Raw genomic sequence first — 20,754 nt, 5'->3', positions numbered from 1 at the left:
AATATTTGCAGGACCCCGCCCTTTCGTCCCCGCGCACGGGCTCCTTACAGCGTGCCGTAGCTGTGCAGCCCGCTCAGGAACATGTTGACGCCGAGAAAGGCGAAGGTCGTGACCGCCAGGCCCACCAGCGCCCACCAGGCCGATACCGTGCCGCGCAGGCCCTTCATGAGGCGCATGTGCAGCCAGGCCGCGTAGTTGAGCCAGACGATCAGCGCCCAGGTCTCCTTGGGGTCCCAGCTCCAATAGCCGCCCCAGGCCTCGGCGGCCCACAGGGCACCCAGCACCGTGGCGATGGTGAAGAAGGCAAAGCCCACGGCGATGGACTTGTACATCACGTCGTCGAGGATCTCGAACGAGGGCAGGCGCTCGGCGATGCGGCGACGCCCGAAGAGGATGCCCGCGACGATCAGCGCCGAGATGCCGAAGTACACCATCCAGTAGCCGCCACCGTTCTCGGTGGCACCCTGGCGGAACACGATGGGCTCGAAGCACAGCACCACGCCCAGCAGCCACAGCGGCGCCAGCTTGTACCAACGGGTCTCCGTGGCCTGCTGCTTGATCAGGTAGGCGAACGCCACCATGGCCGACAGCGCAAAGGTGCCATAGCCGATGAAATTGGCCGGCACGTGCAGCTTCATCCACCAGCTCTTGAGCGCCGGCACCAGGGGCTGGATCTCGTGCGCCTCGCGCACCACCGTGTACCACAGCAGAAAACCCACGGCTGCGCTCACCACCAGCATCACAAACCCGCCCAGCGCGCGCGTCTTGTACTGCGCCTCGTAGTACAGGTAGAAGGCCGCCGTCATCCAGCAGAACAGCACGAACACCTCGTACAGGTTGCTCACCGGGATGTGGCCGATGTCCGGCCCGATCAGGTAGCTCTCGTACCAGCGCACCAGGGTGCCGATCAGCGCCATGCCCACGGCCACCCAGGCCAGGCGCGAGCCGATGAGGTTCATCGCATGGCCTTCGCCGCGCGCGAACATGCCGATCCAGTAGAACACCGTGCTCATGAAGAACAGCACGCTCATCCACAGGATGGCCGACTGGCTCGACAGGAAATATTTGAGACCGAACACCGTATCGGCGCGCGCCAGGCTGCCGGCGCCATCGACCTGGTACAGGCCGATGGCCATCAAAGCCACCGCCGACACCACCAGCATCAACGTGCGCAGTGGGCGCCAGAACCAGCCCAGCCAGATGGCCGACGGGATCGTGCCCAGCAGAATGCCCTTTTCGTAGCCGTCCATGAAGCTGCCGTAGCGCTGCAGCGCGAACAGCCCGCCCGCCGCCACAATGGCGGCGAAAGCCCAGTCCAGCCAGTTGCGGCGGGAGAAATACCCCTCGTTCAGGGTGATCGTGGTGTTGCGGGTGGCCGTGTTCATGGGTTGCCTTGCAGGGGCTTGGCCCCGATCAGTTTTTCTGCGAGCTGCACAAACTCGTTGTCTCCGTCCAGGGTCTTGCGGTTGGCCGACAAGGCCATGGTGGCATGCGTTCTGCCGTCCTGCGGCGCCACCCAGACCCAGATCCGGCGCTCGCGGATGTAGAGCATGGCAAAAACGCCCAGAATGAGCAAGGCGCAGCCCAGGTAGACGATGTTCCTGCCGGGTGCACGCGCCACCTGGAACACGCTGGCCTGCACCTGCGTGAAATCCTTGAGTTCGAAGGCGATGGCGGCCGGGTAGACCTGCGCATCGCTGAGCGAGAGCACGGCCTGGGTCATGAAGCCGCGGGTCTTGTCGTCCGGTGCCAGGGGTGCCAGACCGGCGTTCTTGCGCGACAGTTGCGCCAGCTCGAACAGGCTGCCATTCAGGATGCGGATCAGCACCTCGCCAGCCCGGCCACGCTCGGCCTCGGGCACGTTGGCCTCCATGAAGTCGGAGATCGCCTGCAGGCCGCCCGTGGGCTTGCCGTCCACCATGCCGTTGCCGGCAAACAGCGCCAGCGCACGCAGCGCCGATTGCGCCAGTTGCTCACCCACATCGGGGCGCGAGGGATCGATGGCCTGCGCCACATAGCTGCGCACGGCCTGCTCGCGCGCCACCGGATCGGCCAAGGCGTTGCGCAAACGCAAGAAGCCCTCCATGCCGCCCTGGTCGTCAATGGGAATGCGCAGGTAACGGAACGGCTCCGCCGGGGTTTCGCGCACGCCCAGCAGGTACACCGGTACGCCATCGCCCGTGTCCACCGGCAGCATGTAGTTGTGGAACTCGCGCGCCTGGCCCGCGGCATCGCGCAGCTTGTAGCTCACGCTCGGGCCGACGTTGCGCAACTCCTTCTTGGTCACGGTCTTGTTGGCCGCACCCAGGCGCGACTCCACGGCCTCGCGCAGGTCCACCTTGCGCACGTCCACCCCGCTGGCGCCGGGGCCGGCACCGCCGAAGTTCTCGACGTTGATGGTGCGCAGCGCCGTGAATTCCAGCGTCATCGTGTCACTGCCCGGCATGCCGCCCTTGTTGGTCAGCTGGGTCGAGTCGCCGACCACGCCCTCCACGTCGAAGGCCTTGGCACCCGGCGCCATGGGCACGGCGCGCAGCTTCAGGTGCGAGCCCCCGTCATCGAAGCTCGACTGGTAGATCTCCACGCCCTTGTAGCTGGCCGGGTGGTTCACCTCCACGCGGGCCGGCGTCTTCTCGCCCGTGGCCTTGTCGTGGATGACGATCTCGCTGGCGAACAGCTTGGGCATGCCCGTGGAGTAGTGTTCCACGATGAACTTCTTGAGCTCGATGGCAAAGGGCAACTCCTGCAGCAGCACCCCGTCGGACTGGTTCAGCAGCGCGATGCTCGACTGCGTGCCCTCGGCCACCAGCAGGTTGCCACGGAAGGTGGGATTGCGCTCGGACAGCCGGTGTTCGGCCTTCACATCAGCGATCAGGCCACCACCGGCATAGGGCGTCTTGCCGCCCAGCAGCATCTGCGCGCGCACGATCAGGTCGCCATCGAGCAGGCCGCCCACACAGACCAGCACGATGGCACTGTGCGCCGCGATGTAGCCGATCTTGTTGGCGGCGCCCGCCTTGGCCGCCACCATCCAGCCCGTGCCGGCACCGGCCGCGGTGTCGCGCTGCTGCAGGCGCACTTTCCAGCCACCGCCAGCCAGCATCTGGCCGATGCGCCGCGCCTCGGCCTCGGCGCTCTCGGGCAGCTCGGCCTCGGCCTTGTGGTGGAAGGCCTTGAGGCTCTGCTCGCGGATGTTCTCCTTGTAGACGCGCAGGTCCACCAGGATCTTGGGCGTGTTGCGCGCAATGCACAGCGAGGTGCTCAGCACCAGGAAGGCCAGGATCAGCAGGAACCACCAGGCGCTGTACACCGCATTGAGCTGGATGGCACCGAACAGTGCCGCCCAGAACGGGCCGAACTGGTTGACATAGTTGGCGGCGGGCTCGTGCTGCTTGAGCACCGTGCCGATCACCGAGGCGATGCAGATCACCGTCAGCAGCGAAATCGCGAACCGCATCGAGGACAGCAGTTCGATCCCTGCGCGCAAGGCCTGGGAGCCGTACTGGACGCGAACGCCTTGGGTGTTGTCAGACATGGAGGAGGACAAAGGAGCGGCGGGGCACGCAAAGAAAAAGGGCGGGACCATCGGCTCGATGGACCCGCCCTTTTTGGGTTTGTTATTGGCGGTTGGTTCCGTCCGGTCCGCGCTATGTGGACCGCACTTGATGCAGATCAGTCAATCAATCAACGCAGGCCGGCGATGTAGTCCGCCACGGCCTTGATCTCGCGGTCGTTCAGCTTGGCGGCCACCTGGGTCATCTGCAGGCTGTTGGCACGCTTGCCATCGCGGAAGGCGACCAGCTGCGTGGCCGTGTAATCGGCGTGCTGGCCCGACAGGCGGGGATACTGGGCCGGAATGCCGGCACCATTGGGGCTGTGGCAGCCCGCGCAGGCGGCGATCTGGCGGTCGGCGATGCCGCCGCGGTAGATGCGCTCACCCAGGGAGACCAGGGCCTTGTCCTTGGCGAAACCAGGCTTGGCAGCCTTGGAGGTCACCCAGTAGGCGATGTTCTTCATGTCCTCGTCCGACAGGGCCATGGCAAAGCCCTTCATGACGGGGTCGTTGCGTTTGCCCGACTTGAACTCCTGCAGCTGCTTGACCAGGTACTCGGGGTGCTGCTGCGACAGCTTGGGATTGGCAGCAATGGCCGAATTGCCATCTGCGCCATGGCAGGCTGCACACACTGCCGTGAAGCTGGCCTCGCCCTTGACCAGATCAGGCTTGGCTGCCGCCTTGGGCGGCGCTGCGGGTGTCTCGCCCGCAGAAAAGGCCGGAAGAGCAGGTGCTGCCAGCGCGGCAGCTATCAGCATAGAGGCGAGCAACTTCATATCGAGGGTCTGTGTGTTTATGTACGCAAATCTCCACGATTCTACAATGAGGCCCCACTCGCATCTCAACTTCTCATGACGACCACCCCTTCCGCGCCAGTTGCTGGCCCTCTTCCGCCCGCACCCGACGCCAAGATCGCCATGGGCTGGATGCACACGGCGAAATTCCTCACCACGGCGGCGCAACTGCACCACCTGCCTCCCATCACGGTGCCCGAGATCGCGTTCGTGGGCCGCTCCAACGCAGGCAAATCCACCTGCATCAACACGCTGACGCAGCAAAAACAGCTCGCGTTCGCCTCCAAAAAGCCCGGCCGCACCCAGCACATCAACCTGTTCTCCCTGGGAAAGCAGGGCGTGATGGACGCCGTGCTGGCCGACCTGCCGGGTTACGGCTACGCTGCCGTGTCGCGTTCGGACAAGGTGCGCTGGCAGCAGGTGATGGTCAACTACCTGGTCAGCCGCCCGGGCCTTACCGGCATCGTGCTGCTGTGCGACCCGCGCCTGGGCCTCACCGAGCTCGATGAAGCCCTGCTCGAAGTGGTGCGCCCGCGCGTCGAAGAGGGGCTCAAGTTCCTCATCGTGCTCACCAAGGCCGACAAACTCACGCGTGCCGAGCAGGCCAAGGTGCTGTCGATTACGCGACTGCAGGCCGGCGGCGGCGAGGTCAAGATGTTCTCGGCCCTGAAAAAGCAGGGCGTGGACGAGGTGGCCCAGTTGCTGTGGCAATGGGCCCACCCCCTGCCAGGCGCCGAACCGGCCGGCGGCGATGCCCCGGCACCCGCTCCGGCCAGCGACCAGGAACCCGAGAAAGACTGAGCGCCCGCGCCGGGTCCCTTGGCGTTGGCTCCCCCCAACGACAGCAACAACGCCATGATCCAGACCCGCGACATCCCCCTGCCCCACGGCACCACCCTGCAGTGCCGCGAAATCGGCAGCACCGGCCGGCCGGTGCTGCTCTTCCTGCACGGCTTTCCCGAAGGCGCCTTCATCTGGGATGCACTGCTGGCCCATTTCGCGCGCCCCGAAAACGGCGGCTACCACTGCGTGGCCCCGTATCTGCGCGGGTTTGGCGAGTCGAGCAGCCCCCGGGAGGTCGAGGCCTACCGGGCCAAGCACCTGGTGCAGGACCTGGCGGCACTGATCGATGCCGTGAGCCCCGGCCAGCCACTGGCCTGCCTGGTGGCCCACGACTGGGGGGGCGCGGTGGCCTGGAACCTGGCCAACCAGCACCCGAAGCGGATGGAACGCCTGGCCATCGTCAACTCCCCCCACCCCGGCGCCTTCCTGCGCGAGCTGCAGCACAACCCGGCGCAACAGGCCAACAGCCAGTACATGCATTTCCTGTGCCGGCCCGATGCCGAGGCCTTGCTGGCCGAGAACGATTTCGCGCGCCTGTTCGCCTTCTTCGACGATCCCGAGGGCCGTGCCCCTGCATGGCTGACCGAGGAAGTGCGCGCCCGCTACCGCACCCTTTGGCAGCAAGGCTTGACCGGCGCCTGCAACTACTACCGCGCCGGCCCCCTGCGCCCGCCCCGCGGCGACGACAACGCCATCGCCGGCATCACCCTGCCCGAGAGCATGTTGACCGTGACCATCCCCACCCTGGTGGTCTGGGCCATGCAGGACCCTGCCCTCTTGCCCGGATTGCTCGACGGCCTGCCTGGCTGGATCCCCCAGCTGCAGATCGACCGCGTGGAAGGCGCTTCCCACTGGGTGGTGCACGAGCAGCCCGAGCGGGTGATGAATGCGCTCGCGCGCTTTCTTGGCCAGGCCTGAGTCCGCCGCGCCTCAGTAGATGGAAGGATCGCCCTCAGGCCGGGTCTTGAAGCGCTTGTGCACCCAGTAGTACTGGCCGGGAGACAAGTCGATGTAGGACTGCAGATGGCGGTTCATGAGCGCCGTGTCGGCCTCGGCATCTTCGGTGGGGTAGTCGGGCCAGGCTGGCGATATTTCGGCCAGATAGCCCGTGGGCGTGATGCGCGTGACCATGGAGATCACCTTGGCACGGCCCAGCCGCGCAAAGCGCGACAGCGAGGGCACCGTGGCCGCCGTCACGCCGTAGAAGGGCACGAACAGCGAGTCATTGCGGCCAAAATCCATGTCGGGCAGCAGGTACAGCAGGCCGCCCTTGCGCAAGCCGCTCAGGATGGGCTTGACGCCGTCACCGCGGTTGAGCATGCGCACATTGCCAAAGCGCTGGCGCCCGGTGCGTATCCACTGGTCCACGGCCGGGTCGGTCTGCGGCGTGAAGATGGAGGTGAAGGCCCGGTCGGTGTGCAGCGTGAGTGCGGAGCCTCCGGCATCCATGCCGTAGAAATGCGGCGCGAAGATGATGGTGGGCGTATCGCCCAGCAGTTCGTCCAGCGCACCCTGCAGCTTCACGCGCGCGAGCACCGTCTCGCGCGGCGCGAACCACAGCCAGCTGCGGTCCAGCCAGGTCTGGCAAAAACCGACAAAGCTCTCGCGCGCCCACTGGCGCCGCTGGGCTTCGGTGAACTCCGGGAAGCACAACTCCAGGTTGCGCAGCGCCACCTTGCGCCGCGGCGCTGCCACCAGATACAGCGCCTGGCCAATCAGCCAGCCCATGGCCCGCAACACGCGCAGCGGCAGCAAGGCCAGTACGCGCATGAACCATACCCCCAGGCGGCCGGTCATGCGGCACCTCCGGCGGGGGCTGCGGCCTCTACGCGGGGCTCCTTGTAGCGGCCGTAGCCCCACAGGTACTGGTCGGGAGACTGTCGTATCAGATGTTCCATGGCCTGGTTGATCTGCAGCAGGGCTGCGTCAGCGTCTTGTGCCAGCGGGGCCGCGGGCAGGGGTTCGAAATGCACGACATAGCCACGGCCCCAGGACAGGCGCTCGCAGCGCGCCAGCACCACGGCCGCGCCCGTCTGGTGGGCCAGTCGCACCGCCAGCGTCATGGTGTAGGCGTCCTTGCCGAAGAACGGGCTCCACTGGCCCTGTCCATGCGGAGGTACCTGGTCAGGCAGCAGGCCCACGGCCTCGCCGCGGCGCAGCGCCTTGATCATCTGGCGCACGCCCGAAAGATTGGTCGGCACGGCCAGCATGCCGGGCCGGTTGCGCGCCGTCTCCATCACCTTGGCCAGCCAGGGCTGGCGGGCGGGGCGGTAGAGCACGGTGATGGGGCCGTGCTCGGCGCTCCAGCGCTGGGCCGCCGCCTGGGCCGAGAACTCGAAGCAGCCCAGGTGCGGAGTGAGGTACAGGATGCCGCGGCCCTGGGCATAGGCCGCCTCCACGCAGGCGCCGCCCTCGATGCGGTAGGGCAGCGGCGCTCCCAGCCACAGGCGCGGCAGCTCGGCGACCATGCGGCCTGCATGGGCCACCGCACCGCGCACCTCGCCGAAGCGGTATCCGGCCAGGGCGGCATTGGCCCGGAAACGACCGCGGTAGATCGGCGAGGCCAGAAACGCCAGCCAGCCCATGGCAGCGCCCAGGCCATGGAGCAGCCACAGTGGGAACACGGAAAAGAGACGGAACAAAGATGGCATTAAAATGACGGGGTCGCTGAGTTAAATGAGCAACTTGCAGGGCGACGGTAAATATTTCTGCTAAAGCGTTCGCCAAAGCTCCTTCGGGGAGAGGGCAACGCCCCAAATGCCGGAACACAGGAGTTTATTCAAATGGCGAACGACTTTCTCTTTACCTCGGAATCGGTCTCCGAAGGCCACCCCGACAAGGTGGCCGACCAGATCTCGGACGCGATCCTCGATGCCATCTTCAAGCAGGACCCACGCAGCCGCGTCGCTGCCGAAACGCTGACCAACACCGGCCTCGTGGTGCTGGCAGGCGAGATCACGACCAACGCCCATGTGGACTACATCCAGGTGGCGCGCGACACCATCAAGCGCATCGGCTACGACAACACCGACTACGGCATCGACTACAAGGGCTGTGCCGTGCTCGTGGCCTACGACAAGCAGTCCAACGACATCGCCCAGGGCGTGGACCATGCCAGCGACGACCACCTGAACACCGGTGCTGGAGACCAGGGCCTGATGTTCGGCTATGCCTGCGACGAGACGCCCGAGCTGATGCCCGCGCCCATCTACTACGCCCATCGCCTCGTGGAGCGCCAGGCCCAGTTGCGCAAGGATGGCCGCCTGCCCTTCCTGCGCCCCGACGCCAAGAGCCAGGTGACCATGCGCTACGTGGACGGCAAGCCCCACAGCATCGACACCGTGGTGCTCTCCACCCAGCACCACCCCGACCAGAGCGAATCGCAGACCAAGATGAAGGCCTCGTTCACCGAAGCCGTCATCGAGGAAATCATCAAGCCCGTGCTGCCCAAGGAATGGCTGCAGGACACGCGTTACCTGATCAACCCCACCGGCCGCTTCGTTATCGGCGGCCCGCAAGGCGACTGTGGCCTCACGGGCCGCAAGATCATCGTCGACACCTACGGCGGTGCCTGCCCCCACGGCGGCGGCGCCTTCAGCGGCAAGGATCCAACGAAGGTGGACCGCTCGGCCGCCTACGCCGCCCGCTACGTGGCCAAGAACATCGTGGCTGCCGGCCTGGCACGCCAGTGCCAGATCCAGGTGGCCTACGCCATCGGCGTGGCCGAGCCGATGAACATCACGGTCTACACCGAAGGCACGGGCGTGATCCCCGACGACCAGATCGCCAAGCTGGTGCGCGCGCACTTCGACCTGCGCCCCAAGGGCATCATCCAGATGCTGGACCTGCTGCGCCCCATTTACGAAAAGACGGCGGCCTACGGCCACTTCGGCCGCGAAGAACCCGAATTCACCTGGGAACGTACGGATAAGGCTGCCGCACTGCGTGCGGCAGCAGGGCTGTAAGCCCTCCGCGCGACAGCGCGGCTCCGTACGTGGGCGGAGCTCATATCGCGCCAGCGATGTGAGCGCAGACCAGAAGACCGACAAAGCTGCTGCGCTGCGCGCTGCAGCCGGGCTGTAAGCCCGCCGCGCGAGCAGCACAACCCATTCGTCAGAAGCCGCAGCGCTCCCGCGCTGCGGCTTTTTTCATTTCTGCAGGGCCATTTCCTTTCTCGGCAGCAGGATCGGCGCCTTCCTACATCCAAACCCCGCGCCAACCGACGGCTCCACTCTGGGCACACCGGTATCTTTCAGTCACCCCTCTCGCAGCCACTGCTGCAACCACTGCAAGGAACCACCATGCTCAAGTACGCCATCCTCTTTGCCCTGATCTCGCTGGTCGCCGGAGCCTTGGGCTTCACCGGTGTGGCCGCCGGGGCTGCCGGCATCGCCAAGGTCCTGTTCGTGCTGTTCCTCGTGCTGGCCGTCCTGTTCGTGGCGCTGGCTGCCATCGGCGTAGGCGCCGCCCGCAAGGCCCTCAAGTAGGGAACACACAGCCGCCGCACCAACTGCTGCGGCGGCGGCCCCCCCATGCCAAGGATCCAAGGAATACCGCGATGAGCCAACAGAACATCTTTGAAGCCCTGCGCGAAAGCCACGAGCGCCAGCGCGACCTGTACCGCCAACTGGTCAAGACCAGCGGGGATACTCCCGAGCGGCAGGAGCTGTTTGCACAGCTCAAGGCCGAGCTGGCCGCCCATGAGCTCGCCGAAGACCGCCACTTCTATGCGCCGTTGATGCAGCTTGATGCTGGCATGGACCTGTCGCGCCACGCCCTCTCCGAGCACCACCAGATCGACGAACTGGTGGAATCACTGGAAGAAGCCGACCCGGCGACCCCGGCTTGGCTGCCGCTGGCCAAGAAGCTGGCGGACAAGGTGGAGCACCATCTTCAGGAAGAAGAACACCGCTTCTTCCAGATGGCCGGCAAGCTGCTGACGGAAAAGCAGAAGACCGCGCTGGCGCGGGACTACCGGGCCGACTTCGAAGAGGCCAAAACAGCCGCCCCGGCTTGAGGATCAGAGTGCGTCCTTGGCCTGCACCACGCAGTTGCGGCCGCTGGACTTGGCCACGTACAGGGCCGTGTCGGCACGCTTGATCAGCGCGTGCGCATCCTCCACCTGGTTCCAGGTGGCCACACCGAAGCTGGCACTCACATGGCCCACCGAATCAAAAGGCACGCCGGCAATGCGCGCACGCACGGCTTCGGCCATGGCCATGGCGGCATCCACCGGCGTTTCCTTGAGCAGCAGGATGAACTCCTCGCCCCCGAAACGCGCTGCGCAGTCGGAAGAGCGCAGCAGCTCGCGCACCCGCAGGGCCGTGGCCTTGAGCACCACGTCGCCCGAGTCGTGCCCGAAGGTGTCGTTGATGCGCTTGAAGAAGTCGATGTCGAACATCACGACCGACAGGCTGCTCTTCTTGATGCGTGTATCGGCCATCTCGGCTTCCAGCCGCTCGAAGAACTTGCGGCGGTTGACCAGGTCGGTCAGGAAGTCCTTGGTGGCCAGGTCTTCGAGCTTGCGGTTCAGGCGCGCCATGGGCTCGATGACCAGCGAAGACAGCGACAGGTTCAGCACCGCGAACAGCAGCAGGAAGCTGCCGGCCAGTGCCGTCATCACCGTGTTGAAGGTCGTGCGCGCTTTCTCCAGCGGGTAGAACATGGGCACCCGCACCACCTGGATGCCGATGGTTTCGTTCATCTGCCAGCCAAAACCGTTCTTGTCGCCGTAGATCTTGAGCATGGTGGGTGGCGCAGCAGCAGGGGTGCTGTGGCAAGCCAGGCATTGCGGCTGCTTGATGGTGATAGGGCGCGCCACATACAGCGTGCGGTGCATGCCCTCGCCCACCTCTCCCGTCACTTCCTTCTTGAGGTCGGCCCGGCCATCGCGGAAGTCCTTGATGATGCGCTCTTCCCACTCGTTGGCACGGTCGCGCAGGTTGGTGGGGTTGAGCACCGCCTCCTTGTACTCGTAGCCTGGAAAGCGGCTCTGCAGCCGGCGCAGCGTTTCGGTGGCGGCAAAGGCCGGTACCGTCTGCGGCAGGAACTGCTCGGCCAGCGTCACATCGAGGTGCGGTTTGACCAACTCGGTCGTGTAGTCACGGATGGCCATGGCCGCATGCATCATGAGCTGCGAGTTGTGCTGCACCTCCTCGATGGCGGTCTTCTGCAAAAAGCGGTGCACATACAGGCCCGTGCCTGCCGCCGCCACCAGCAGCACGCAGGCCAGCACCAGATTGAATTTGAGCCGCAATGACATGGAAAAGAACCCCTTGTGGCCGACTGTAGCCAGCATGTATGACGGATGGCAAGCAGGCATTGCGCAGCCCGCCATGCACCCCAGCCGTGATCGCGTGCCCGACACCAGACCCGCAATCCCTTGCAATGGGACACAAAGTTTTCGTTTGTGCCAGATTTCTACAGGCCGGTCCAATGAATTTCGACCACCGTGCTCACACACGCCCCCTTGCGCCGCCAGACTCCCGGAGACATTTCGCGCATCAGCCCTTGTGTTAGTTGCACAATTGAATTAACTGTTTTACACTGCGGCCACTGACAGGAGAAAAACCATGGCATACCGCACCCAGCTTCTGGTGATCGACCCGCAAAACGATTTCTGCGATCTGCCCGCCTCATGGCAAGCCACCGAGCCGGCCACGGGCATGCGCATCGCCCCCTCGCTCCCCGTCGCAGGGGCCCATGCCGACATGCAGCGCACGGCCGCGTTCATCCGCGCCCACGGCAGCCGGCTCGATGCCATCACCGTCACGCTGGACTCGCACCAGGTCTTTGACGTCGCCCACCCCGGCTACTGGCAGCAGGCCGACGGCCAGGCCGTGGCGGCCTTCACGCCCATCACGGCAGCCCAGGTGCGCGCTGGGGCCTTCCTGCCACGCGACGCCGAACTGCTTGAGCGCACGCTGCGCTACCTCGATGCGCTGGAGCAGCAGGGGCGCTACACCCTGATGGTGTGGCCCGTGCACTGCGAGATCGGCAGTTGGGGCCATGGCGTGCACGCCGAGGTTTTGGCCGCCTGTGGCGCCTGGCAGCTGCAGCGCCAACGTGCGGTGCGCAATGTCTTCAAGGGCACCAACCCCTTCACCGAGCACTACAGCGCCATCGAAGCCGAGGTGCCCGACGCGCAAGACCCCGACACGGCCCTCAACACCCGCCTCCTGGCAGCACTGGGCACGGCCGAGCGGCTGTTCATCGCGGGCGAGGCCAGCAGCCACTGTGTGCGCGCCACCACCGAGCACATCGTGCAGCACCTGCCCCGGCTGCAACCGGGCTGGACGCCCGCGCGCATCACCCTGCTGACCGACTGCATGAGCCCCGTGGGTGGCTTCGAGGCCCAGCACACCGCGTTTCTCGATGCCATGCGCACCCAGGGCGTGCAACTGGCCCGCAGCACCGACGATTTCTGAGGAGTTTCCATGTCCGACCACGTCATCCACAGCCTGCTCGATACCGACCTCTACAAGTTCACCATGTGGCAGGCCCTGCTGCACGGCCACCCGCAGACGCAAAGCGAGTACCGTTTTGTCTGCCGCAACCAGAGCGCCTTTCCCCTTGCCGACCTGCTGGACGAGGTGAATGCCGAACTCGACCACCTGTGCACGCTGCGCTTCACGCCCGATGAACTGGCCTACGTGCGTGCCCTGCGCTACATCAAGAGCGACTTCATCGACTTCTTGCGCATCTTCCAGTTCCAGCGCAGCTTCATCGAGGCTTCGGCCGACAACGGCCAGCTGCACATCGTGGCACGCGGCCCCCAGGTGCATGTGATGGGCTTCGAGATCTTCGTGCTGGCCATCGTCAACGAACTGTACTTTCGCCGCTTCGACCCTGCCGCAGCACTCGCCGAAGGGCGCAGACGCCTGGCCGTGAAGATCGAGACCCTGAAGGACCTGGCGCAGCAGGCCACGCACCGCCACCCTTTCGAGCTGTTCGACTTCGGCCTGCGCCGGCGCTACAGCGGCGCCTGGCAACGCGAGGTGGTGCAGGCCTTCGCCCAGGAAACTCCCCAGTGGTTCAAGGGTACCTCCAACGTGCTGCTGGCACGCGACCTGGGCCTGGTGCCCATCGGCACCATGGCACACGAGTACCTGCAGACCTACCAGGCGCTGGGCGTGCGGCTGCGTGACTTCCAGAACACGGCGCTGGAGGACTGGGTGCAGGAATACCGTGGCGACCTGGGGATCGCCCTGACCGACACCGTGGGCATGGACGCCTTCCTGGCCGACTTCGACCTGTATTTCGCCAAGCTGTTCGACGGCCTGCGCCACGACTCGGGCGACCCGGTGGTCTGGGGCGAGAAGGCCCTGGCCCACTATGCGCGCCTGCGCATCGATGCGCACACCAAGCGCCTGGTGTTCTCCGACGGGCTCACCCTGCCCCGCGCCCTGGCGCTGTACCAGCACTTCGGCGACCGCACGCAGCTGGGCTTCGGCATCGGCACCCACCTGACCAATGACATGGGCCAGACGCCGCTGAACATCGTGATGAAGCTCACGCGCGCCAACGGCCAGCCCGTGGCCAAGCTGTCGGACACACCGGGCAAGACGCTGTGCGACGATGAAACATTCCTGGCCTACCTGCGCCAGGTATTCAATGTAAAGACCTGACTTCGGAAACCCCATGCTCCGCATCACCATCGCCCAACTCAACCTCACCGTCGGCGACATCGAAGGCAATGTCGCACGCATGGTGGCCGCCGCCCGGCAGGCTGCCAGCGAACAGGCCGACCTCGTGGTCTTCAGCGAACTCGCACTGTGCGGTTACTACCCGGGCGACATGCTCGACGAAAGCGCCTTCCAGCAGCGCGTGGCCGATGGCCTGGCCGCGCTGCAGCAGGCCTCGGCCGAGCTGCCGCACCTGCACTGGGTGGTGGGTGCACCCACGCCGGCCCAGGGCCCCGGCAAGCGCCTGCACAACAGCCTGCTGGTGCTGCGCGGCAGCGAGGTGCGGCTGCGCTATGCCAAGCAGCTCTTGCCCACCTACAACATCTTCGACGAGCGGCGCCACTTCGAGCCCGGGCCCGACGTGGCCAAGGTGCTGCGCATCGGCAACGCCCAGGTGGGCCTCTTGATCTGCGAGGACGGCTGGAACGACAGCGGCGCCGACTATGCGACCAACCCCTTCGACCGCATGCGCGATGCCGCGCCCGACCTGGTGGTGAGCATCAATGCCAGCCCCAGCCACATCGCCAAGCGCGAGCAGCGCCACCAGATCTTTGGCGACGCCGCGCGCCGCAACGGCCTGCCCATCCTCTACGTGAACCAGATCGGCGGGCACGACCAGGTGGTCTACGACGGCGCCTCCTTCGCGGTGGAACCCGAGGCCGGCGTGACTTTCGAGGCCCAGCGTTTCGTCGAGGACGTGCGCACCCTGCAGTTCGACAATGGCCGCTTCCTCACGGCCGAAGGCCAGGCACCGCAGCCCGTGCCCGCCGAAGGCCTGCCCACCATGGAGTTCTACCGCCAGCAGATCGTGCTGGGCCTGTCGGACTATGCGCGGCGCTGCGGCTTCAAGCAGGTGGTGGTGGGCAGCTCGGGCGGCATCGACAGCGCCCTCACCCTGGCCCTGGCCGCTCAGGCGCTGGGCCCCGAGAACGTGGTGGGCGTGACCATGCCCTCGCGCTTCTCGTCGAGCGGCTCGGTGGACGATTCGGTGGCCCTGTGCCGCAACCTGGGCGTGCGCCTGCACACCCACCCCATCGCCGAGTTGGTGGCGGGCTACGCCCAGCAGTTCGAGGCGAGCTTCGGCCAGGCGCTGCAGGGCCTGCCGCTCGAAAACCTGCAGGCGCGCATCCGCGGCACCATCCTCATGGAGTATTCCAACGCCTTCGGCCACCTGCTGCTCACCACGGGCAACAAGTCGGAGATCTCGGTGGGCTACTGCACCCTGTATGGCGACACCAACGGCGGCCTGGGGCTGATCGGCGATCTCTACAAGACAGAGGTCTTCGCCCTGTCGCGCCACGTCAACGAGCACGCGGGGCGCGAGCTGATACCCCAGGCCATCATCGACAAGGAACCCTCGGCCGAACTGGCACCGAACCAGCGCGACGTGGACAGCCTGCCCCCCTACCCCGTGCTCGACGAAATCCTCAAGCAGCTGATCGAGGGCGATCGCCTGGGGCCCTCGGAGTACGCAGCGTCGTGGAGCTTTGCGCAGCAACTGGAGCAAAGCGATGAGGGGAAAGCCCTGGTACAGCGCGTGCGCAGGATGGTCGCCCGCAACGAGTACAAGCGCCGCCAGGCGCCACCCATAGTCCGCGTGCGCGCCCGCGCTTTCGGCAGCGGCCGGCAGATGCCGATCGCTGCCCGCTACGTCTGATCCAATAGAGTCCCATGTACGACACCGCCATCTATATCGGCCGCTTCGAACCGGTCCACCAGGGCCACATGGCCCTCTTGCAGCGCGCGCTGGACAGCGCACGCCACGTCATCGTGGTCATGGGCTCGGCCTGGCAGGCCCGCTCGCCCAAGAACCCCTTCACGGCCGCCGAACGCGAGCAGATGCTGCGCGAGGCCCTGCCCGAGGCCGACCGCACCCGCGTGCAGGTGCTGCCCGTGCGCGATTACTACAACGAGGCTGTGTGGGTGCAGGCCGTCCGCGAAGGCGTGGCCCGCATTGCGCCCGAGGCCGGCCGCATCGGCCTGGTGGGCCATTTCAAGGACGCGACCAGCAGCTACCTGAGCGCCTTCCCCGGCTGGGAGCTGATCCACATGGAACGCCAGGGCCGCATCGACGCCACCGCCATCCGCGATGCCTATTTCGGCGCCACGCCAGACACCGTGCGCACAGGCCTTTCAGACCTGCAAGGCGAGATGCCGGCCAGCACCCTGGCCTTTCTCGAAGCCTTTGCCCAGACGCCGCACTTCCCGGCGCTGCAGGAGGAATGGCGCATGCTGCGCCGCTACCGCGAGGCCTGGTCGGCCGCGCCCTACCCACCGGTGTTCGTGACGGTGGACGCCGTACTGCGCTGCCAGGACCATGTGCTGCTGATCCGCCGCGCCCACGCCCCCGGCAAAGGCCAGCTGGCCGTGCCCGGCGGCTTCATCGAGCAGCGCGAGACGGTGTGGCAGTCCTGCCTGCGCGAGCTGGTGGAAGAAACCCACTGCGACCAGCCCGAGGCCACCATGCGCGCCGCGCTGCAGGCCGTGGCCGTGTTCGACCACCCCGACCGCAGCCAGCGCGGGCGCACGCTCACGCATGCACACTACTTCGACCTGGGCAATGCCCCGTTCCCCGCAGTGCAGGCCGACGACGATGCCCAGCTGGTGCAGTGGACGCCAATCGGCGCACTCGCAGGCATGGAAGAAGCCTTCTTCGAGGACCACTTCCACATGCTGGACCATTTTCTGGGCCTGACCGGCGCCCGGCCGCCGTCCGGGCGCTGAGGTCTCGGCTCCGCTGATCAGCCCACTGGATGGTTGCGCAGCCAATTGGTGAAGGCACGCACCGGCATGGGCCGCGCATAGAGATAGCCCTGGTACTGAGCAATGCCCCGGCGTGCCACCCAGTCGAGCTGCTCCTGCGTCTCCACGCCTTCGGCCACGGCGGTGAGTTTCATGAGGTTGGACAGCGAGACGATCAATTCGGCCAGCGAGCGGTTGGCATCCGTGTCCTGGATGAAGGTCTTGTCGATCTTGAGCGTGTGGACCGGAAAGCGCTGCAGGTAGGCCAGGTTGGAATAGCCTGTGCCGAAGTCGTCCAGCGCAATGGTCAGGCCCAGCGCCGACAGCTCGCGCAGCACGTTCAGCACATGCTGGTCTTCGCCCAGCAGGATGGATTCGGTGATCTCCAGCTCCATGCGGGCGGGATTCACGCCGGTCTGGCGCAGCACCTCGGTGATGTCGTGCAGCAGGTCGGACGATGCAAACTGGCGCGGCGACAGATTGACCGACACAACCAGGTCCCACCCCTGGGCCGCCCACGCCACCTGCTGGTGCGCAGCCTGCGCCAGCACCCAGAGCCCGAGCGCGCCGATCAGGCCCATGGTCTCGCAGGCCGGAATGAAATACGCGGGCGACACCAGGCCCAGGCGCGGGTGGTTCCAGCGCACCAGCGCCTCCACGGCGCGGATGCGGTTGGTGGCCACATCGACGCGGGGCTGGAAGTACACCTCGAACTCCTCGCGCTCCAGCGCCTGGCGCAGCTCTTTTTCGAGCTCGGTGCGGCTGCGCACCGTCTCGGCCATGTGCCCGTCGAAATAGGCCAGGGTGTTGCGCCCGCGCTCCTTGGCCGCATACATCGCCAGGTCGGCGTTGCGCAGCAGGATCTCGATGGTTTCGCCATCCTGCGGGTACAGCGCCACCCCGATGCTGGAAGTCACGCGCAGCTGCGTGCCGGCCACGGCCAGCGGTGCAGCCAGCGCGACCGAGATGCGCTCGTGCAGCGCGTCCAGGTCCGCGCGGATGCGCGGTGATGTGAGCAGCACCAGGAACTCGTCGCCGCCCCAGCGGGCCAGCACCTCGGTGCCATGGCGCGCATGGCGCAGGCGCTGCGCCATGGCCACCAGCAGCTCATCGCCCGCTGCATGGCCCAGCGTATCGTTCACGTCCTTGAAGTGGTCCAGGTCGATGAGCAGCAACGCTGCCTCCAGCGACTGGGCCCGGGCCTCCTCCATGGCACGCACAAAGCGCTGCGCGAAGTGGGCCCGGTTGGGCAGGCCGGTGAGCACATCGTGCAGCGACTGGAAATTGGCGCGCTCCTCGGTGTGCTTGATGGCGCTGATGTCGGCCTCGCTCACCAGCACCGCCTCCTGCCCCGTGACGGCATCCTTGCAGCGGCGCGCCGACAGCTCGTGCCAGCGGTCACCCAAGGGGGTGCGCACAGCCAGCGTGAGCGTGCCCACGCCGTGCTGCTCCAGGCTGCGCGCCAGCGCAGTGAAGGCCGCGGTGCTGCCGATGCGGTCCTGCAGCCGCTCGCCCGGGCTGAGCACGGCGGCGCGCGCCGCTGGATTGCGGTACAGGGCCGCACCGCCCTGGTCGTACAGGGTGATCATGACCGCGGTGTGCAGCAAAGCCTCCACCGAGCGCAGGGACTCCGGCGGCACCATGCCCACGGGCTCGGCCTCGCAGAGCATGCTCATGCGGCCATCGGGCAGGTGGTGGCCGCTGAAGCGCACGTTCAGGGACACCGCCACGCCACCGGGGTAGATGGTCCACTGCTCGTTGAAGCTGGCATCGGCGCGCAGCACGAAGTCGTTCTGGTACTGGGCCAGGCGCCGCGCCACCGATTCAGACATGTCCTGCCCCATGTCGCGCCCGCACAGCTCGGCCAGCGAGGCGGCATTCCACACGGCCAGCGCGGGGGTGTTGGCCCAGTGCACGCAGCGGCCATCGATGTCGAACACCCAGACCGGGCGTGACAGCCACTCCAGGGCTGCATAGCGCGCGGCCCGCGCGGCCAGCTCATTGCCCGACGGCAGGCGGCTGGCCGGCAGGCGCGCTGCCGGAATGGGCGCCGACAGGCTCATGCCAGCCCGCAGCACGGCACCGGGCGCGGGGCCTGCATGCGCAGAAGGGTCGGCAAGCATCGGGCGGACATGGGCGTCAGGGCAGGTCGGTGTGGGTCAAACGCAAGGGCGGTTTGCGCCAGATGCAATTGCTTGCATCTTCGCACACTCCCGTGGCATGTCCAGTTCCCTTTGACCAGACCGACCTCGCCTCTGGGCCGGTCCGCTCAGGACACGCGGAACTGCCCCACGGTCTGTGACAGGGCCACGGCCTGCTGGCTCAGCGACTGGGCCGCGGCCAGGGCCTCCTCGACCAGCGCCGCGTTCTGCTGCGTGCCCTGGTCCATCTGCGAGATCGCCTGGTTGACCTGGGCGATGCCGGCGCTCTGCTCGCCGCTGGCGGCGCTGATCTCGGCCACCATGGTGGTCACGTTCTTCACACCCTCGACCACCTCGCGCATGGTCGAACCCGCCTGCTCCACGAGCTGGGTGCCCACGCCCACCTTGGCCACGGAATCATCGATCAAGCCCTTGATCTCCTTGGCCGCCGCCGCGCTGCGCTGTGCCAGGCTGCGCACTTCGCTGGCCACCACGGCAAAGCCGCGGCCCTGCTCACCGGCCCGCGCCGCTTCAACCGCTGCATTGAGCGCCAGGATGTTGGTCTGGAAAGCGATGCCGTCGATGACGCTGATGATGTCCACGATCTTGCGCGAGGACTGGTCGATGGAGCCCATGGTGCCGACCACCTGCTGCACCACGTCACCGCCGCGCACGGCCATGTCGGACGCGGAGCGTGCGAGCTGGTCGGCACGGCGGGCGTTCTCGGCATTCTGCTGCACGGTGGAAGTCAGCTGCTCCATCGATGCGGCCGTCTCCTGCAGCGCGCTGGCCTGCGACTCCGTGCGGCCCGACAGGTCGCCGTTACCGGCTGCGATCTCGGCCGATGCGGTGTTGATCGAGTCGGTGCTGTCGCGCACCTGGCGCACCAGGTGGGCCAGGTTGTCGCGCATGGCGCGGATGGCATGCAGGATGCTGGTCTCATCACCCGGCAGGGTGACCACTTCCACGGCCAGGTTGCCCTCGGCGATCTGCGTGACCACCTCGGCCGCGTACTGGGGTTCGCCACCGAGCTGGTGCACCAGGGTGCGCAGCATGCGCCAGGCCATGAGGGCGATCACCAGCATCAGCACCGCGCCGATGGACAGCAAAATGGCCGTCTCGCGCCAGAAGGCCTGGTCGATGTCGTCGATGTAGTCGCCGAAGCCGATGGTCCAGTCCCAGGGCTCGAACTTGATGATGGCGTAGAGCTTTTCCACCTCGTCCTTGGCACCGGGGCGCGTGCCCTTGGCGATCACTGTGCCGATGGTCTTGCCCTGCAGCGCGGCGCGGTAGCGCACGCCCGCTTCCTTGCCACCCTTTTCATCGACGATGCCGATGCGCTTGGGGTTGGGGTGCACGTAGTTCACGTCATTGGTGAAGCCGCGCACGAAGAAATACTTGTCCTTGTCGACGAAGCTGCCGATGTTGCGCTTGGCTTCCTTCTGCGCATCCTCGGTGGAAAGCGCTCCGCTCTTTTCCTGGTCATAGGCCTTCTGCGCCGCCGCATGCGCGAGCACCACCAGGTTGGACAGCTGCGCCGTGCGCTCCTTCATCATCGACTGGTACAGCGTGGTCAATGCCACGGCGGACAACACGACCAGGCCCAGCAGGGTGGCCGTGCACAGCCAAAGAATCCGGGTTCGCAATTTCATGGGCGGGCTTTCTCTTTCGGGATACGGAACAAAACGTAACCAGAAGATACACCCAAGCTGCCCAATTTTTAATCAAAACCTCGATTTGTCACGGATTTGTCACAATTTCAAAGTGCGGAATACCCTGCGACGGCCGCATGGGCTGGGCACCGTAGGCTCGTGCGCCCCTTGGGAGGGTGTAAAGGCGACCTATGTAAAGCTCATTGCGCGTGTGGCTCAGCCACAACGCGCAGGCAGGCCCAGCGGCAAGACGGTGTCAGTTACCCATTGCACTGCGCCACCCGCGACGCATGAAACTGGCGCGGCCCAAGCCAGCGTCCCCGTGCAAGGGCCGCCATGCCGCGC

General features: G+C 66.3%; 17 protein-coding genes. 9 read left to right on the top strand and 8 right to left on the bottom strand.

From position 1 onward, the window contains the following. Positions 1–44 precede the first annotated feature (44 nt). From ccsB to HNP48_RS18545, 3 genes are all read right to left on the bottom strand, one after another. Positions 45–1,385 (bottom strand): c-type cytochrome biogenesis protein CcsB, encoded by a 1,341-nt coding sequence (ccsB, locus tag HNP48_RS18555; protein ID WP_184859696.1) that lies wholly within the window; start codon positions 1,383–1,385, stop codon positions 45–47. Further along, complete coding sequence (locus tag HNP48_RS18550; protein WP_184859694.1) at positions 1,382–3,535, bottom strand: cytochrome c biogenesis protein ResB; 2,154 nt, start codon at positions 3,533–3,535, stop codon at positions 1,382–1,384. The genes ccsB and HNP48_RS18550 overlap by 4 nt, the downstream gene beginning before the upstream one ends. Before the next feature lie 149 nt (positions 3,536–3,684). Further along, complete coding sequence (locus tag HNP48_RS18545) at positions 3,685–4,329, bottom strand: cytochrome c (RefSeq protein ID WP_184859692.1); 645 nt, start codon at positions 4,327–4,329, stop codon at positions 3,685–3,687. Positions 4,330–4,404: 75 nt separating this feature from the next. On the opposite strand from HNP48_RS18545, the gene yihA reads away from it, so the two are divergent. After that, positions 4,405–5,148, top strand: coding sequence for a ribosome biogenesis GTP-binding protein YihA/YsxC (gene yihA / locus HNP48_RS18540; protein ID WP_184859690.1), 744 nt, complete (start codon positions 4,405–4,407; stop codon positions 5,146–5,148). 54 nt (positions 5,149–5,202) lie between these two features. Next, a complete protein-coding gene (locus HNP48_RS18535; RefSeq protein WP_184859688.1) occupies positions 5,203–6,108 on the top strand; it encodes an alpha/beta fold hydrolase in 906 nt (301 codons plus the stop codon). 12 nt (positions 6,109–6,120) lie between these two features. On the opposite strand, the gene HNP48_RS18530 is transcribed toward HNP48_RS18535, so the two are convergent. Together HNP48_RS18530 and HNP48_RS18525 are read right to left on the bottom strand one after the other, a co-directional pair. Continuing rightward, on the bottom strand, positions 6,121–6,987 hold the full coding sequence (locus HNP48_RS18530) for a lysophospholipid acyltransferase family protein (protein WP_184859686.1): 867 nt from the start codon (positions 6,985–6,987) through the stop codon (positions 6,121–6,123). Then, positions 6,984–7,841: a lysophospholipid acyltransferase family protein gene (locus tag HNP48_RS18525; protein ID WP_184859684.1), complete on the bottom strand. Its 858-nt coding sequence runs from the start codon at positions 7,839–7,841 to the stop codon at positions 6,984–6,986. Before HNP48_RS18525 ends, HNP48_RS18530 begins: the two co-directional genes overlap by 4 nt. A gap of 132 nt (positions 7,842–7,973) precedes the next feature. On the opposite strand from HNP48_RS18525, the gene metK reads away from it, so the two are divergent. From metK to HNP48_RS18510, 3 genes are all read left to right on the top strand, one after another. Further along, positions 7,974–9,155 (top strand): methionine adenosyltransferase, encoded by a 1,182-nt coding sequence (metK, locus tag HNP48_RS18520; protein ID WP_184859682.1) that lies wholly within the window; start codon positions 7,974–7,976, stop codon positions 9,153–9,155. A gap of 336 nt (positions 9,156–9,491) precedes the next feature. Continuing rightward, positions 9,492–9,677 carry a DUF1328 domain-containing protein gene (locus HNP48_RS18515; RefSeq protein ID WP_184859680.1) on the top strand — a complete coding sequence of 62 codons (186 nt, stop codon included), beginning with the start codon at positions 9,492–9,494 and terminating at the stop codon, positions 9,675–9,677. Between the two features lie 71 nt (positions 9,678–9,748). Continuing rightward, the gene (locus HNP48_RS18510) at positions 9,749–10,207 is read left to right on the top strand and encodes a hemerythrin domain-containing protein (RefSeq protein ID WP_184859678.1); all 459 of its coding nucleotides are present in this window, start codon (positions 9,749–9,751) and stop codon (positions 10,205–10,207) included. A 3-nt stretch (positions 10,208–10,210) separates the two neighbouring features. Here HNP48_RS18510 and HNP48_RS18505 read toward each other — a convergent pair whose 3' ends face one another. After that, positions 10,211–11,452: a diguanylate cyclase gene (locus HNP48_RS18505; RefSeq protein WP_184859676.1), complete on the bottom strand. Its 1,242-nt coding sequence runs from the start codon at positions 11,450–11,452 to the stop codon at positions 10,211–10,213. Positions 11,453–11,762: 310 nt separating this feature from the next. On the opposite strand from HNP48_RS18505, the gene HNP48_RS18500 reads away from it, so the two are divergent. Genes HNP48_RS18500 through HNP48_RS18485 form a run of 4 tightly spaced genes read left to right on the top strand, consistent with a single transcriptional unit; the run spans position 11,763 to position 16,598 of the window. Further along, a complete protein-coding gene (locus HNP48_RS18500; RefSeq protein ID WP_184859674.1) occupies positions 11,763–12,617 on the top strand; it encodes a cysteine hydrolase in 855 nt (284 codons plus the stop codon). Between the two features lie 9 nt (positions 12,618–12,626). Continuing rightward, positions 12,627–13,817: a nicotinate phosphoribosyltransferase gene (gene pncB, locus HNP48_RS18495; RefSeq protein WP_184859672.1), complete on the top strand. Its 1,191-nt coding sequence runs from the start codon at positions 12,627–12,629 to the stop codon at positions 13,815–13,817. Between the two features lie 13 nt (positions 13,818–13,830). Next, entirely contained in the window at positions 13,831–15,531 is a 1,701-nt protein-coding gene (locus HNP48_RS18490) for an NAD+ synthase (RefSeq protein WP_184859670.1), read from the top strand. A 14-nt stretch (positions 15,532–15,545) separates the two neighbouring features. Then, a complete protein-coding gene (locus HNP48_RS18485; protein ID WP_184859668.1) occupies positions 15,546–16,598 on the top strand; it encodes a bifunctional nicotinamide-nucleotide adenylyltransferase/Nudix hydroxylase in 1,053 nt (350 codons plus the stop codon). Positions 16,599–16,615: 17 nt separating this feature from the next. Here HNP48_RS18485 and HNP48_RS18480 read toward each other — a convergent pair whose 3' ends face one another. Next, a complete protein-coding gene (locus tag HNP48_RS18480) occupies positions 16,616–18,739 on the bottom strand; it encodes a bifunctional diguanylate cyclase/phosphodiesterase (protein ID WP_260420284.1) in 2,124 nt (707 codons plus the stop codon). Positions 18,740–18,885: 146 nt separating this feature from the next. Next, the gene (locus HNP48_RS18475) at positions 18,886–20,409 is read right to left on the bottom strand and encodes a methyl-accepting chemotaxis protein (protein ID WP_184859666.1); all 1,524 of its coding nucleotides are present in this window, start codon (positions 20,407–20,409) and stop codon (positions 18,886–18,888) included. Positions 20,410–20,754 lie beyond the last annotated feature (345 nt).

This window comes from Acidovorax soli, from assembly GCF_014207955.1.
GTDB classification, from domain to species: domain Bacteria; phylum Pseudomonadota; class Gammaproteobacteria; order Burkholderiales; family Burkholderiaceae_C; genus Acidovorax; species Acidovorax soli_A.
The sequence above is the reverse complement of the archived record's forward strand: the minus strand, read 5'-3'. Positions and strand labels throughout refer to the sequence as shown.